The organism is Pseudoalteromonas sp. APC 3355, from assembly GCF_030407615.1.
GTDB lineage: Bacteria > Pseudomonadota > Gammaproteobacteria > Enterobacterales > Alteromonadaceae > Pseudoalteromonas > Pseudoalteromonas distincta.
Window position 1 is genome coordinate 79,111 of record NZ_JASDDB010000004.1, and the last position, 15,770, is coordinate 94,880.

Sequence of the window (15,770 nt, forward strand, 5' to 3'; positions counted from 1 at the left end):
TTAAGCTATTAATTTTCAATTATTTAAGGGGTAAAACAGTGAGTTTAAAGTGCTTAAATTTTATTAAAGGCAACTTTTAATTGAGAAACTAAAGCCGGATCCATATTTATATTACAGGCAAAAAATAACGGAGACTGAGTTGTATTTAAATCAAGTAATGGTTCTAGTAACTCAAGCTTAGGCTCTGTTTTAACTCGATAGTTAAATTGCTTTTTGTTGAGGATAACAAAATCAAGTATATGGTGACGAGTGCTTATGAGTTTATCTATTTTATCTAGGCTATCGATGAGTAATAAATGCTTGCTTTCACTAAAGCCCCTTTCAAGCAAATAATGATGACTAAAGTTATCACGCAGTACTGCTATTTTGTATTTTTTAGCATCATTGAGAGTGTTTAACTTTATACCTCTGGATTTTAGACCATAAATGGCAGAGTCAAAGCTTTCCAGTTCGCCTACCCAGTTAAACTTACTTTCTCTATTAGGTAATCGAACAATCGAAAATATACAGGTGTTTTTATCGCGTAGCGCTGCATTGTAGGATATGGCCCAACTATGCGCCAACATAGTGTAATTTATACCTGTACCTTCTAGCGCTTTATGAACTTTATCGACAGAGCGGCCAACGAGTTTGTTATCTTCATTAATATACTGAAAGTCCGGAAATACTTCCGTTACTATTGTAATTTCAGCTGCATCAACTTTAATACAGCTAATGAACAATAAAAAGATCAACAATTTCATCTAGCGAGGCCTCAACCAACTCATTATATGTATTTAATAAATATAGCTGAGGCTTTGTGAACTGCTAGTTTTTAGTTATGTAATGCACACTTATACGCTGATAGTGCTAGCCTTTATAGCTTCTGCAGCTTACTTGTTCATCGCACTAATTAAAAAGGCTGAAATTTTAGCGCCTTCTCTAAGTGTCGTTTCTGAGCTTGATTGACCAACTAAAGAGCTGTCGGTAAATGGCGCTATCTCCATCATATCTGCACCCGTAATAGGAAACTCATCCGCAATGGCTGATAAAATATCAAGCGCATGCTGAGGCGTTAAACCGTGATGCTCTGGCGTACCTGTGGCGGATGCAAATTCAGCATCGAGTGCATCAATATCAAAGCTTACGTATATTTCATCAACGTTATCGGCTTTTAACTGTGCAATAGCGTCGGCAGCAACCGCTGCTGCGCCGCGTTCAATGATTTCATGTGCCCAGTGCTGTTTAACACCAAAAGTATTTTCCCAATGCGCTTTAGGCTTGCCACTTGAGCGTATACCAAATTGTATTAAATGATGTGGTGCTGGTAAAAATTCTAAAATATGTGTACACCACGAGCCAAAACATAAATCAATACCTAAGCGCTCCACAAGTAAATCGGTATGCGCGTCAAAGTGAATAATAGCCGTGCGCTTACCTTGCTCACGTTTTGCTTTTAAGTACGCTTTAGTAAGTGGGTAACTAATTGAGTGATCGCCACCAATACCAAATAATCCTTTATCTTTAAACGTTGCGTAAAAACTGTCGCATACATCCTCAGTGATTGATAATGGGCTTACGTAATAGTCGTTATCTTCATCACCATATAAGGCTTTTTGGCAATTAGAAATGGTTGCATCATTTAGGTATTTGTCATGAAGTAAATGTGGGATCACACGTACATCACCCAAATCAAACGAATGACACTGCGGTTGCTGATCAATTAATGCTGAGCGCACAAACAACGGCCCCCAGTTTGCGCCGCGTAATATCCCACCGCCACAGTCGGAGCTAATACCTAACATAACGGCTTTATGTGGTGAGTTTGGTAATTCGTTTAAAGACTCGCGCCACAAATTATCAACGTTTTCAGTTTGTCCATAAAGTTTATTACGCAGTGCGGCTTTGCGCTCTTTTGCAGTATTTACTGTATATACGCCATCACCCGGTGCGCACAAACAGTGCTCAACTTTGTTTTTAAATGCTTCAAATTGTGTGCTCATAATAAACTCCTTCGGTTTTTATTCTGTACGTAGCTAATTAGTTTTGATTACTTTTGATTAGTTATGCAAAATCACTAAAAATGCCTAAACTTCAAATAAATGCCACTTTGCTAAATAAGTCAGTGCTTAATATAAGTAAACACGTTAGTTTTTACGTGTTCACTACAAATTTAAATCATTGAATTTATTTGATATTAATGAAAATTTGTAATCATTCATTTAATCGTAGTTACGCGCTTGAGTGATACTTATTATGTCTGCTTGAACATGTCAACAGCGCAACAAGGCTACGTATATAAGTACTTGAGTGAATATTCATAGTTGGTGAATAAATCAAATTAGCCCTTAAAATTATTAAGGCTTTATTGGAAGAGTTAAGATAAAACGGACAATCGTCCTGTACTTGATAAACGTTTCTAGCAATGATGCTAGATTGACAACAAATTATTATAAAAGGCTTAGCTATGGAAAAGGTATTTCACTTAGGACTATGTATTGACGATCTTAAAGGTGCAAAACTTGCGATTGTACCGGGCGATCCAGATCGTGCAGCACGTATTTCACAATTCCTAGACAACCCAACCTGCCTTGCTCAAACTCGCGAGTTTCATGTTTATTTAGGTCAATTAAACGGCCACTCTGTGGTTATATGTTCTACAGGTATTGGTGGTCCATCTACGTCGATTGCAGTAGAAGAATTAGCACAACTTGGCGTGCGTAAATTTTTACGTATTGGTACAACCGGTGCAATTCAGCCACACATTAACGAAGGCGAAATTTTAATTAGCCAAGCGTCTGTACGTTTAGACGGTGCAAGCCAACATTTTGCACCACTTAGCTACCCTGCTGTATCTGACTTTTATGCAACACAAGCTATGGTACAAGCATGTAAAAACCTAAATATCGATTTTCATATTGGTATTACTGCATCAAGCGATACATTCTACCCAGGACAAGAGCGTTACGATACGCACTCTGGTTACGTTCCTAAATCACTACAAGGTAGCTGCGAAGAGTGGCAAAAATTGGGCGTGATGAACTACGAAATGGAATCGGCAACATTATTTACTATGTGTGCAGCCCTTGGATTACAAGCAGCATGTGTAGCAGGCGTACTTGTTAACCGTACTCGCCAAGAAATACCAAATGTAGACCACGGTGAAATTGAGCGTAAATCTGTAGCAGTCGTATTAGAAGCAGCTAAAGTATTACTTGATTAATACAGGTTATAGCAGTTAGTGAGTTATTTAATTCGATAGAATGACTCGCTTTAATAAAGCACAGCGCCGGCTGTGCTTTATTGTATGCAAGCCACTATTTAAGTGGTGCGCTAATTACTTTAAGTGCTGGTAAATGCGTAAAACTGGCAAGTACAGCTTTTGCCACTTGCGACTGGTTTTCACGACCTGCTGTTTCGAGCAATGTTATTCCCTTCACCGTACTTTCGTTAAAGCTAAGCCCAGCTAAAAAGAACTGACTTAGTGCACTTTGTAGTGGCGATAAACTTGGACTGTAAGCTGCATTTTCGGCGTAACTTCCGTAAAAGTCACCATCACTAAATGTACTTATTTTTACGGCGCTAAAGTTTTGGCTGTAAGGCACGTACGCATTAAGTGCAAAACGCGCAAGGGTTTCATCAAGGTCTTCAGCGCTAAAATTACCTTGCTGTGGTTTTGGGTTAAATAAGCTAAATTCGTTACCTAAATCGGTAGGTCCAAATGAATGCGGCAGTAATTCAGCAAGTTTAAATTGCTGATCAGGAAGTAAAATATCAAACTCTTTCGCATCAGCGAGTTCGTTCATAAACTGGCGACAATACCCACAAGGCGCATCGCTAATCGCAATTTTAACTATTTTTTTTGCGCCGTTTAACCATGCGTTATTTATAGCCGATTGCTCTGCATGAACCACTAAACTCAATGCTTGATGATCAAACTCTACATTTGCACCAAAGTAAAAGTTTACCTCACCCTTTTTATCAAGCGCTTTAACAATTGCGCCTACATGAAAATCTGACACTGGCGCAACGGCATACTCAGAAGCTAAAGGTACTAAACCTTGTAGTAATACATCATCAGACACATTGAGTTGCGTGCATAACGCTTTAATATTATTAGAATTTAATATGCCACGTTGTGATTTTAATTGACTACGTAATGACGCTGTTTGCGCTACGCTTAATGTGAAGTGCGAATTTGTAAGTGCTGTATCTTGCTGTACAGTAAAAGTTGCTGAAGCCATAATATTTTTTAATTATTCAATGGCTAAGTAGTTTAAAAGGTTAGGATGTTAAATACCAGCCTATTTAACGCAAAAAAAGGGAGCACATCGCGTGCTCCCTTTTAATACCAATAGGTATACCTAACAAAATAAAGTGTTAGCCGGTATTACGCATACCTGCAGCTATACCTGTCATCGTGATCATTAACGCATTATCAATGTCACCTTCGTTTCGTTTTTCCTCTGAGCGAGCACGGCGTAAAAGCTCAACTTGTAATAGGTTAAGTGGATCGGTGTACGGATTACGTAAACTAATCGACTCCTTAATCCAAGGTTGTTCGGCGAGTAGGCTTTTTTGTGGGCTAAGTGATTGCACCAAGCTAATGGCTTCTTGAAGCTCTTTACGAAGTGTTACACCCAATGGTTTGTACATATCTTCCACCAGCGCATTATCGTAATGCTCACTCAACCAGCAATCGGCTTTACTAAATACCATTTCTAGCATTTCTAGGCGCGATCTAAAGAACGGCCACTGTAGGCTCATTTCGTTGAGTGTTTCTGCGCCGTACTTATTAAGCGCAGCTTTTAAGCCAGTTAACGCACCTAACCATGCAGGAAGCATTAAACGGTTTTGGCTCCACGCAAAAATCCATGGGATAGCACGCAGGCTTTCAACGCCACCATTAGGATTACGTTTTGCAGGACGCGAGCCAAGCGGCAACTTAGACAGCTCAAGCTCAGGCGTTGCCATTCTGAAGTAAGGTACAAAGTTTTCATCGTGGCGAACTACATTACGGTAGTGTTCACACGACTCCTCACTTATTAGCTTCATTACTTCGCGCCACTGCGGTTTTGGTTCCGGCGGCGGTAATAAGTTACTTTGTAGTACTGCACCTGCGTAAATATTTAAGCTTTGCAGTGCTACATCGGGTAAACCAAATTTAAAGCGGATCATCTCGCCTTGCTCGGTTACACGTAAACCACCTTTTAACGAACCTGGCGGTTGTGAATGCAGCGCTTGTGCAGCAGGTGCGCCACCACGCCCTACTGTGCCACCACGTCCGTGGAATAAAATAAGTTCAATACCACGCTCATCAGCAAGCTGCACTAGTTTATCCATTGCTTCGTACTGCGCCCAACCTGCTGCCATCATGCCGGCATCTTTAGCAGAATCAGAGTAACCAATCATTACATTTTGGGTGTTTTTAATGTGCCCGCGATACCAAACATTATCAAGTAATGTAGTAATTACATCACTGCCTGCGTTTAAATCGTCAAGTGTTTCAAACAAGGGTGCTACTGGTAAATCAAAGCTACAGCCGCTTTCTTTTAGCAATAATTGTACTGCTAAAATGTCTGATGCTGTTCGCGCCATCGAAATAATATACAAGCCAAATGTTTGTTCGTCTTGCTTAGCAATAACGTCAAAGGTGTCTAGCACTTCTTGAACATCAGGGCTTGGTTGCCAATGTTTTGGAATAAGCGGTCTGCGAGAGTTAAGCTCAGTAAGTAAAAAAGCTTGTTTATCTTGCTCTTGCCATTGGTTGTAGTCGCCTAAACCTAAATAACGAGTCAGCTCAGAAAAAACATCGCTGTGACGAGACGAGTCTTGGCGCACATCGAGTTTAGCTAAACGCAAGCCAAAGCTATTAATACGGTAGAGTAAATCAAGCAATAAGCCATCAGCAACTACTTTCATATTACACTTTAATAACGAGCGGTAGCAGACCTCTACAGGGTGCTTAAGCTGATTAATATCGGTAATTAAATCTTGTGAATCGCTACGCTTATTTTTAATTTTAGCGCCCAGGTGAGCCACGGTCTCTGCAACTTGGCTTTTAAGCTTTTTGATCACCGCTCTGTATGGTTCAAAGTCTTGACCTGCCAACTCAATAAGCTCATCACTGGCATCTGACATAGATAATTCAGCGCATAACGTTTTTAAATCTTGAATATATAAGTTAAGCGCCATCCAACGACCGTGGTCAAGCACCTCTGCTGTAACCTGCGATGTTACAAATGGATTTCCATCACGGTCTCCACCCATCCAAGATGTGAACTCAATCGGGCTGTAATCTTTTGGTAGCTCTAAACTTAATTGCTCTTTAACATTGGCTGAAAATTCACGTAAAAAGCGCGGAACAGCGTGCCAAAGACTGTTTTCGATTACCGCATAACCCCATTTAGCTTCATCAACTGGCGTTGGGCGAGAGCGACGAATGTCGTCGGTATGCCAAGCCTGGCTAATAAGCTGTTCAATACGATTTAAAATAGCGTCTCGCTCTAGCGGTAAGTTATCTTTTCGCTCTAATGACGCTAAGCAATCACTTAGTTCAACATGTTTGTTAATAATAGTACGGCGCGTCACCTCGGTTGGGTGGGCGGTTAATACTAAGTTTATGTGGAGTTTTGAGAGTGTTTCGGCCAAATGATTACTATCTAGCTGGCCTTGTTCTGCTTTTGTAACTAACGTTTTTAATGTTTGAGTGAGAGGGTTTTGTTGACCAAGGCCAACGTCATTAAAACGCGAAACGGTATGAAATTGTTCTGCTACATTAGCAAGGTTTAAAAAATGATTAAATGAACGGGCAACCGGCAAAAGCTCTTCATCACTAAGCGCATGTAAAACGTCTATTAGCGCTTGTCTGTCGTCTTCATTACCACTGCGAGATGATTTAGATAAAGCCCGAATTTCTTCTACTTTATCTAAAATAGCTTGGCCTTGAGCATCCTTAATAGTTTGTCCTAGTAATTGCCCAAGTAAATTTACATTACCTCGCAAGGCGGCATATTGTTCACTCATTTCTCATTCTCCTTTGTTTCGTAGGACACTATTAATATCATCATGAAGAGATATTTAATAGATCCATTTGCAATGTCTTGTCGTAAAAAAGTATATATAAAATAATCACAAAGCAATTACATGATCATTTTTTACGATGGAAACTGCCCTCTTTGCAGCACCGAAATGCAGCAACTAAAACACGCAGACTCTAAAAATCTAATTACGCTTGAAGATCTTAACGCGAGCGACTTTAGTGAACGCTACCCGTATATTGATAAAGACAAAGCAATGAACTACCTGCAAGCCCAAAAGCAATCAGGTGAAATGATTTACGGGCTTGATGTAACGTACGAAGCATGGAAAATAGTGGGTAAACACAGCTGGTTGAAAATTTTTCGCTTGCCAATAATTCGCTTTTTCGCTGACTGCGGATACCTGTTATTTGCTAAGTATAGGCACCCCATCAGTCGCTTTTTAATGCCAAATACTCAGTGCAGTAACGGCGAATGTGGACTAAAAGCAAAAGGTGATAAATGAAAACCATTGTTTTATTCGGCGCAAGCAGTGCCATAGCAAATGCATATATAGAACATCTACAAATAAACACGCCTACTCATCAGATAGTTTGTATTAGTTCAAAAAGTATTGAATCTGACTCAAGTGTTGTCCACCTGCATACTGACTACACAAAACAAAGTTTAGCGCGCGTTACTAATTACCTAAAAGAGCAAAATGCCGATATACAACAAGTTATTATATTCAATGGTACACTGCACAACGAAACCCATATGCCCGAAAAAAAGCTGGAGGATTTAGACGCTGAGTATTTTAGCCAACTTCTCAATTCAAACACCCTAACTCCCCTACTTTGCTTGCAGAGTATTTTGCCGCTCTTAACACATAAAACGCACTGTACTATTACAGCACTCAGTGCGCGTGTGGGCAGCATTAACGATAATAAATTAGGCGGTTGGTATACGTATCGCGCCTCTAAGGCTGCTCTTAACATGCTATTTAAAACCGCAGCGATTGAGCTTTCACGCCGAGCTAAAAATACCAAGCTCGTTTTATTTCACCCAGGGACTACTGATACTGCGCTTTCAAAGCCATTTCAAAAAAACGTACCCGCTGGAAAACTCTTTACAGCTGAATTTGTAGCTAAGCAGCTTTTTACACTTACTTTTAATAACCTTCATTTAGAACTCAATGGTGAGCCTGCCTACTTAGATTGGCAAGGCGAAACCATACCGTGGTAAGGACATTTAATGCATTTTACTAAAGAACGCATAAACGCACTTGAAAAACACACTCGTACTCATTTAATTAATTCGCTTTCGGGTTTTAAAAGCGCCAACTTAATTGGCACGCAAGACAAACAAGGCAATACTAATCTCGCCATTGTTAGCTCAGTTATTCATTTAGGCGCTCACCCGCCACTAGTTGGCATGATAATGCGCCCAAATAGCGTGCCTCGCCATACGTTCGAAAACATAATCGAAACCGGTAGTTACACCATTAACCAGGTTAATAAAGCTATTTATAAGCAAGCTCATCAAACATCAGCCCGCTACGACAAAGGCGAGTCGGAATTTGCGGCGACAGGTTTAACGCCCGAATACTTAAACGACTTTGCAGCGCCTTTTGTAAAAGAAAGCCGCTTAAAGTACTCAGTTAAATTTGTAGAAAACCAACATTTAGCCATTAATGGTACAGAGCTTGTAATAGGTGAAATCACTGATGTGTATTTAGATGAAGTAGCACTTCAAAGTGATGGCTTTTTAGATTTACAAGCTATTGAAACCGTGGCAGTAACCGGGCTTGATAGCTACCACACAAGTAATAAACTCACGCGTTTACCTTACGCTAAAAAATAATATGCCATCTTAAGAGGCTATAAACTAATAGCCTCTTATCGCATAACATTGAATTTTACCTTGGTATTAATCACACTAGCTAAAAATCCAAGGAGAAAAACATGACCACCATAGGTATAGGTACACAATCAAGCGAGCAAGCGCTGGCAAGCCTAAGTAACATGACGCAAACGCTGACCCCTATCGCAGCTGACGAACATTTAGAGCGCATAGCCAAGGCGCAAGCGTATATGATAGCAAACAACATAGATGCAATTTATTTAAACGCTGGCACCAACCTTACCTACTTTACAGGCATGAAATGGTACGCGAGCGAGCGCATGGTTGGCGCGATATTACCCGCCCTTGGTGAAGTACAATACATTGCGCCTTATTTCGAAATTGGTTCACTAAACGGGTTTAAAGTAATAGATGGGCCTATTCATGGGTGGCAAGAGCACGAAAATCCTTATGCACTTTTTGTCGAAGTATTAAAAAAGTTAAACATTAATGAAAACGCAACTATTGGCATTGATGAAAGCGCACAATTTTTTATATTCGACGGCATTAATAAAGCACAAACGGGTTTAACCCTCATAAATGCACAACCTGTAACGGCGCATTGCCGTATGCATAAATCAGTTCATGAACTTAGCTTAATGCAACGCGCGATGGACATGACCTTAGCCGTACATCAAGCCACAGCAAGCATGCTTTATGAGGGAATAACCACCACCGAAGTAGAAGCTTTTATTAAGCAAGCACACCAAAAAGTAGGTGCACCAGGTAACTATTTTTGTATTGTTTTATTTGGTGTTGCAACGTCTTTCCCGCACGGTGTTAAAGATGCCCAAATACTTAAAAAAGGCGATATGGTACTAATTGATACTGGCTGTAAAGTACACGATTACCTATCAGATATAACCCGTACCTATGTATTTGGCGAACCAACAATGCGCCAACGGATGTTTTGGGATCATGAAAAAGCAGCGCAAATGGCCGCGTTTAATGCAGCTAAAATTGGTGCTACGTGCGAAGACGTTGACGCGGGCGCACGTAACTATTTAGCAGCGCAAGGGCTAGGCCCGCAGTACCAAACACCGGGTTGCCCGCATCGAACGGGGCACGGCATTGGGCTAGATATTCACGAATGGCCATACTTAGTTGGCGGTGATAAAACCCCACTTGCCCCAGGCATGTGCTTTAGTAACGAACCAATGTTAGTTATACCCGATGAATTTGGCGTACGTTTAGAAGATCATTTTTACATGACCGACAACGGCCCTCATTGGTTTACACAACCAAGTTATAGTATTGACGACCCATTTGGGCTTAACGCTTAAAACTGAATACCTTCAAGAGCAGCTGTTTAGCTGCTCTTTTTAGTTTGGTATTGATAAAGTGCAGTTCATCCCAATATCCCCTGTTATACCAAAGTAATCCTCAAAAGGATAAATATGAAAAACTTTAAAATTGATATCGTTTCAGACGTAATGTGCCCTTGGTGTGTAGTGGGTTATAAAAATCTAGAAACTGCATTAGAGCAACTTAAAGACGAAATGAGCGCAGATATTATGTGGCATCCTTTTGAACTAAACCCAGATATGCCAATTGAAGGTCAAGACTTAAACGAACACTTAATGCAAAAGTACAACCTAAGTGAAGAGCAAGGCGACGAAAATCGTAAAAACATGTTCGAAGCCGGTCAGCGTGCTGGGTTTACCTTTAATTTTGATGGCAAACGCATCATGATCAACAGCTTTGATTTGCATCGTTTATTAATGTGGGCACGTGAAGAAGGTAAGCAAACCAAGCTTAAACTCGCCTTTTTTGAAGCACACTTCACAGATTTAAAATACTTAAATCAAGAAGAAGCACTGCTCGACGTTGTTGAAAAAGTAGGTCTTGATAAAGAAACTGCGCGCGGTATCCTACATTCAGACAAATACGTACAAGACGTACGCCAAGAGCAAGACAACTTTAAACAGATGGGTATTACGTCAGTACCTACGTTTATCATAAACGATAAGTATGCACTTACTGGCGGACAACCAAGCGACTCATTCATTCAAGCACTAAAACAAATTAGTGAAGAAGAAGCTAAGCAAGACGCTTAATACACAAATAAAGTTTAAAATTAAGAAAGGCTGCACATTGCAGCCTTTCTTGTATATTCATCAGTTCAAAAAAGACAAATTTATTATTTACCTTGAATCTCTTTTGATGTCATTATAGAAACGACATTTAACAAATCGATAATAATACCTATAAAGGGATTTATAATGAAATATATAATTACAACATTGACGTCACTGTTTCTTTTAACCGCATGTTCGACAACACATCTACCTGATAGCCCTAACTCTACACTGATAATGCCCAGTCCTGCGGAGTATCCAATTAAAAGTGTCCGTGAAAAAATTGAAGGTAGTGTGACAATGTCTTTTGATGTAGATACATCTGGTAAGCCAGTTAATATTAAAGTGATTAAAGCTGAGCCTGTGAAAATTTTTGATAAAGCAGCGATTCGCTCTCTTTCTAAATGGCGTTATGCACCTAAAGTAGTTAATGGTATTGCGGTAGTTGATGAAGACTTAGAAATGACTATAGATTTTAATTTAGCAAAATAATAACTAACTCATTTTGACTAAAAAGGAACATTCATTTGTGTCTTCATAATTTCCTTTATTTATTAATACTTATCAATAAAATAACCTAATTTATATGAGACTAAAAATGCAACTATCAGTATAGCCAAGGATATACTCAACCTTTTGAATGCAATTAATTTCATTTCAAGAGGATTCATTAAAGCAGCTAATAAATTGCCGAGCACACTTAAAAATGATACTAAGAATAAAAATAAAAGGACAAAACCAATAATTTTTTCAATCATTTAATTACCATGTATAGATCCTTGGTTGTTTAATAGCTGCTTCAATAATTAAAATAGACTGTCACGTTATTTGGACTAACAAAACTGTGCTACTAAATTTACTTTTTAAACTTAGAGTTCATCTTTTTCCTTTCCATTTTTCCCTAAGAAATAAGGGGGGGTGTTAGTGTTATTTAGCATTTGCAAATAGCAGCAATTGCATTGGCAGAAAATAAAAAACTAATAAATACTCTAAATAACATTTTATTTAATATCCTTATTAAAAATAAACCTCATCACCTAAAAACAAAAAGACCTGACTCTATTTATTTACTTTTTCTTGAAGCTGTAAATAAAATAAAAGTTATCACTTTTCTTATGTAAGCATAGGCCCTCTTTAGAAATAGGGTTACAAGTGTTTGTGAAGGTATTTTTATCTATATTATCCTTACTCTTGCTTGCTATAGCATAGGTAAACTTAAAGTCTTTAGTATCTTTTCTAATAACCTCTAAACCATAAATCCCATATGAGTTTCTTTTTCCAGATAAAACCCCAATTTCGCTTGCTATCTTAGTGATCTCATATAGCTCCACATCGATTTTTTTTAAATCACTACTGACTAAAGGAAAGATGCTTCCTGCTATATATTCATTTGGGTTTTCTTTTAAATATTTCAATATTGCAATTAATTCTTTATGATTATTAGAAACTATTTTAGAAGCTATATTTTCACTTTCTAAAATTAAACTCTCTCTTATAGGTTCGTAATTTTCATCCGCTCCACACGACACTAATAGAAAAAAACTGAATAATATGTAAAGTCTAAAAATCAACATGACTTACCCCTCCCATTTTTTCATATTCTGCCCATATTGGAATAAACTAAGATGACACCCATCCTAATTCTTAGTTCGTCAAAGTGTAAATTTAGGGTAGGTGATGAAATAGACGCTTGCTAAGACGCGTCAATGATTAAACAGTTTAAATAAACTTAAGTACGATAAAGTACTTTAATTACATGCCAGCCAAATTTAGTTTTAACTAGGTGGGGTTCTAAAATTGCGCCTTTAAATGCAATTTTGTCAAACTGTGGAACCATTTGTCCGCGTCTAAATTCACCTAAGTCACCGCCTTTTTTACCCGATGGGCATGACGAATACTTTTTAGCTAAGGTCTGAAACTTTGCACCTTTACCTAATTGCTTAATAATATCTTCTGCAATCTCTTTGTGCTTTACCAAAATGTGAAGTGCATGTGCTGTGTTTGCCATGAAAAAAGCCTTTTATACCGTTAGCTAAAATTAAACGCGGCGATTTTAACACAACCTCATAAACCTAGCATCTACTTATACTGCAGTGTATTAACGCCTAATTTATAAATAATGTTTGGCATCCTCTGGGTTGGGAATTCTGCAATACTGATATTTTCCAAATAAGGTATAGCGGTTTAAGGCAACCCTATCGTATAGCCAATTACTAAACCTATTTGGCAAAATACTAAATACAGTTGCTAGCTTGTATGGGTAACCTAGCTGCTTAACAACGTTAAAAAAAGCATGACTTTGTGTATACGCTTTACCGTTTTCTAGGTAAACCATTGAGGCATATTCAATTGTTGAAAAACCAAAGTGTGTTAACAACAGTCCTCCTTTTGGAGATTGCACGCTGCATAATTTAAAAATGGTATTAGCGTCGTTGTTAATAATAAAGTTACACCACGCGCTGCACAGCTTACATTGCGAATCAAATAATATAATTTTTTGGTTTTGCATTAATATAGCTGCATCATCGCTCATAACGCTTTCCTTAAATTAAGTACTTTACTGTTGCACTGGCTTTTTTTGTAACTTGCGCTGCAAAGTACGTCTATGCATATTAAGTTGCCTTGCGGTAACCGACACATTGCCATTATTACTGTGTAATACTTGTTGAATATGCTCCCACTCTAAGCGCTCCGGCGACATAACCGCATCATCAATAACATTCGATGCCAATGCCACAGGCTCGGTGTTAAGCGCTTTTAATAATGTTGCCATATCAACCGGCTTAGTAAGGTAATCGTTTGCACCTAACCGCATTGCCTCTACTGCGGTTGCAATACTTGCAAACCCAGTTAGTAAAACAATATGAGTTTGGGGGAGCAAACTACGCAGCGGTTTTATGAGTGCAAGTCCGTTATCGTCGCCCAGTTTCATGTCTAATAAAACAAAGTCGGGCAATAATTTACGCGCGGTAAGTAACGCATCACTTTGGTTATGCGCCACCTCACAGGTAAAGCTTTGTTTAGTTAAGCGCCTTACCAGTGTGCTGGCTAAATTAATGTCGTCTTCAATTATAAGTAACTTCATAAGGCGTTATTCTCAGTGTTTACAATAGCGAGTTTAACTTTGGCGACAGCGCCGCCATCTGCATGGTTAAACAGGGTAAGTGAGCCATTTAAACGCTCAAAAGTAACGTTTGATAAAAGCACAGCAAGCCCCATTCCTTGATCGCTTGGCATAAGTTGACCACCCAGCTCTGCTAATTGCGATGACGAAAAGCCGGGGCCAAAATCGCGAATTAACAAGTAAACGCATTCACTATGTAAGTTATCTTGCTGCCAACTCAGCTCTAATTGAGTTTGGCCTTGTTTTTGATTAGCGAGCGCAGCATTTTGCAATAAATTTAAAATAGCAGGCAATAACATCGCATCACTCAATAGCGTTGCCGCAATAGGTGGCGTTATCCATTTAATGTGCTGATCAGGGTATTGCAGTAAAAGCGTATCTGTAATTTGCGTTTGCAGTTGCTTTACAGTGGTATGCTCTTGCGAATTTTTAAGGCGTAATTGCCTTGAGAGTTTTCTAAAGTCGTTAAGTTGTGTACTGCACTGAGTAAGCGGCGCTTGCATGTGCTTAACAATAGGGTTGTTTGGTTGATCTTCTAATAACTCTTCAAACAGTAACTGTAAGTTTGCTATAGGGGTCGCTAGTTGATGAGTGATTTGTGCAGCAGCCCCATCAAGGGTAACAAGCTGTTCGTTACGTAATTGTTTTTCACGCACGTTTGCAATAATTCGCTCTCGCTCTTTAAGTGCCCTGCTCATTGCGCCAATCACTAATGCAATTACGCTAGCACTTAAAACAAAATTAACCCACATGCCAATAAAATGACCACTCATATTCATTTGATGCATACTGTGATCGGGCATCTTTATAAGTAGCAAACTGTATGCGGCAATGGCTAATACCGCAATATAAGCTAATCCTTTTTCTCGCAACGTAACAGCTGCTATCATTATCGGGAGCAATAACAGTGATACAAATGCATTAGTTGCACCGCCACTTAGTGAGAGTAAAACCGTTAAAAATAATACATCAGCGGTTAACTGCAGCAACATACCCAAAGTTTTAGCACGGCTTACATTTCGATAAGCAAATAGGCTAATAAGCTGAAACACAGCCTCAACGGCAATAACTATAAGTAAAGGCAGTAATGCAATTTGATGTTCTAGTAAAAAATAAACACTAAGTACCGCAATTAATTGCACGGCAATAGCGCCGCTTCGCAGCATTAATAATCGACTAATGGTGGGGTCGGTACGCATTAACAACAGGTTATTGCCCAATCAAATGTTTAATAAGGTTATTTTAACGGTTATATGATTTTTAATCATCATCCATCGAAATTGAAAACGGCGCACAAGGCGTTCCTTGGTGAAACACCATTTTCCATTGTTCATTACTTTTACGCCAAAGCGACATACGCAATGAATAATTAAACTCAGCGCGAGCAGAGCGCCTAAAAGCAGCTTGGTAACTAAGTTGCACTACATCATCGCTTAGCATTCGGCCCTTAAAATGCTGATTATAAAACTGTGGCACAACCTCGGTAGGTAAGCGGGTAAGTACTTGGTATTTATTAAATGTAGTGCCATTAGCAGCAATTTCGATAAATTCATCATCGAGTAAAGCATCTAATGCGCGCTCAGATTGGCGAACTTCTGGGTCTAGTAACTGGCGCTCAGCGTCAATCAAATGATTAAACAACGACACTTTTATTTTGCTGCTCATAAC

General features: G+C 39.0%; 18 protein-coding genes. 7 read left to right on the forward strand and 11 right to left on the reverse strand.

Features of this window, described 5'->3' with window-relative positions; translation table 11 throughout:
• Nucleotides 1–53 precede the first annotated feature (53 nt).
• Both QMA08_RS08490 and QMA08_RS08495 read right to left on the reverse strand, forming a co-directional pair.
• Nucleotides 54–743, reverse strand: a complete 690-nt coding sequence (locus tag QMA08_RS08490) for a transporter substrate-binding domain-containing protein (protein ID WP_039488472.1) — start codon at nt 741–743, stop codon at nt 54–56.
• A 129-nt stretch (nt 744–872) separates the two neighbouring features.
• A complete protein-coding gene (locus tag QMA08_RS08495) occupies nt 873–1,982 on the reverse strand; it encodes an arginase family protein (protein WP_024605708.1) in 1,110 nt (369 codons plus the stop codon).
• A 464-nt stretch (nt 1,983–2,446) separates the two neighbouring features.
• Between QMA08_RS08495 and udp the strand changes: the two genes are divergently transcribed.
• Nucleotides 2,447–3,202: a uridine phosphorylase gene (gene udp, locus QMA08_RS08500; protein WP_007375563.1), complete on the forward strand. Its 756-nt coding sequence runs from the start codon at nt 2,447–2,449 to the stop codon at nt 3,200–3,202.
• Nucleotides 3,203–3,296: 94 nt separating this feature from the next.
• On the opposite strand, the gene cdd is transcribed toward udp, so the two are convergent.
• The gene (cdd, locus tag QMA08_RS08505) at nt 3,297–4,223 is read right to left on the reverse strand and encodes a cytidine deaminase (RefSeq protein ID WP_290174189.1); all 927 of its coding nucleotides are present in this window, start codon (nt 4,221–4,223) and stop codon (nt 3,297–3,299) included.
• A gap of 136 nt (nt 4,224–4,359) precedes the next feature.
• On the reverse strand, nt 4,360–7,005 hold the full coding sequence (gene ppc, locus QMA08_RS08510; RefSeq protein WP_290174190.1) for a phosphoenolpyruvate carboxylase: 2,646 nt from the start codon (nt 7,003–7,005) through the stop codon (nt 4,360–4,362).
• Between the two features lie 120 nt (nt 7,006–7,125).
• On the opposite strand from ppc, the gene QMA08_RS08515 reads away from it, so the two are divergent.
• The 6 genes from QMA08_RS08515 (at nt 7,126) to QMA08_RS08540 (ending at nt 11,470) form a co-directional block, all read left to right on the forward strand.
• Nucleotides 7,126–7,524 carry a DUF393 domain-containing protein gene (locus QMA08_RS08515; protein ID WP_154902912.1) on the forward strand — a complete coding sequence of 133 codons (399 nt, stop codon included), beginning with the start codon at nt 7,126–7,128 and terminating at the stop codon, nt 7,522–7,524.
• On the forward strand, nt 7,521–8,243 hold the full coding sequence (locus QMA08_RS08520; protein WP_290174191.1) for an SDR family NAD(P)-dependent oxidoreductase: 723 nt from the start codon (nt 7,521–7,523) through the stop codon (nt 8,241–8,243). Before QMA08_RS08515 ends, QMA08_RS08520 begins: the two co-directional genes overlap by 4 nt.
• A 9-nt stretch (nt 8,244–8,252) precedes the next feature.
• On the forward strand, nt 8,253–8,861 hold the full coding sequence (locus QMA08_RS08525) for a flavin reductase (protein ID WP_007375568.1): 609 nt from the start codon (nt 8,253–8,255) through the stop codon (nt 8,859–8,861).
• A 101-nt stretch (nt 8,862–8,962) separates the two neighbouring features.
• Complete coding sequence (locus tag QMA08_RS08530; RefSeq protein WP_290174192.1) at nt 8,963–10,183, forward strand: Xaa-Pro peptidase family protein; 1,221 nt, start codon at nt 8,963–8,965, stop codon at nt 10,181–10,183.
• Nucleotides 10,184–10,297: 114 nt separating this feature from the next.
• The gene (locus QMA08_RS08535; RefSeq protein ID WP_290174193.1) at nt 10,298–10,957 is read left to right on the forward strand and encodes a DsbA family oxidoreductase; all 660 of its coding nucleotides are present in this window, start codon (nt 10,298–10,300) and stop codon (nt 10,955–10,957) included.
• Nucleotides 10,958–11,122: 165 nt separating this feature from the next.
• On the forward strand, nt 11,123–11,470 hold the full coding sequence (locus QMA08_RS08540) for an energy transducer TonB (protein WP_039488466.1): 348 nt from the start codon (nt 11,123–11,125) through the stop codon (nt 11,468–11,470).
• Nucleotides 11,471–11,532: 62 nt separating this feature from the next.
• On the opposite strand, the gene QMA08_RS08545 is transcribed toward QMA08_RS08540, so the two are convergent.
• The 7 genes from QMA08_RS08545 to QMA08_RS08575 form a co-directional block, all read right to left on the reverse strand.
• A complete protein-coding gene (locus QMA08_RS08545; protein WP_101226490.1) occupies nt 11,533–11,736 on the reverse strand; it encodes a hypothetical protein in 204 nt (67 codons plus the stop codon).
• Between the two features lie 309 nt (nt 11,737–12,045).
• Nucleotides 12,046–12,552: a hypothetical protein gene (locus tag QMA08_RS08550; RefSeq protein WP_290174194.1), complete on the reverse strand. Its 507-nt coding sequence runs from the start codon at nt 12,550–12,552 to the stop codon at nt 12,046–12,048.
• Nucleotides 12,553–12,707: 155 nt separating this feature from the next.
• Entirely contained in the window at nt 12,708–12,986 is a 279-nt protein-coding gene (locus QMA08_RS08555) for a peptidylprolyl isomerase (RefSeq protein ID WP_002959014.1), read from the reverse strand.
• A gap of 102 nt (nt 12,987–13,088) precedes the next feature.
• A complete protein-coding gene (locus QMA08_RS08560; RefSeq protein WP_290174195.1) occupies nt 13,089–13,511 on the reverse strand; it encodes a DCC1-like thiol-disulfide oxidoreductase family protein in 423 nt (140 codons plus the stop codon).
• 24 nt (nt 13,512–13,535) lie between these two features.
• The gene (locus QMA08_RS08565; RefSeq protein WP_290174196.1) at nt 13,536–14,063 is read right to left on the reverse strand and encodes a response regulator; all 528 of its coding nucleotides are present in this window, start codon (nt 14,061–14,063) and stop codon (nt 13,536–13,538) included.
• On the reverse strand, nt 14,060–15,301 hold the full coding sequence (locus QMA08_RS08570; protein ID WP_290174197.1) for an ATP-binding protein: 1,242 nt from the start codon (nt 15,299–15,301) through the stop codon (nt 14,060–14,062). Before QMA08_RS08570 ends, QMA08_RS08565 begins: the two co-directional genes overlap by 4 nt.
• A 61-nt stretch (nt 15,302–15,362) precedes the next feature.
• The gene (locus QMA08_RS08575) at nt 15,363–15,767 is read right to left on the reverse strand and encodes a DUF4440 domain-containing protein (RefSeq protein ID WP_024595765.1); all 405 of its coding nucleotides are present in this window, start codon (nt 15,765–15,767) and stop codon (nt 15,363–15,365) included.
• Between the last annotated feature and the right edge of the window lie 3 nt (nt 15,768–15,770).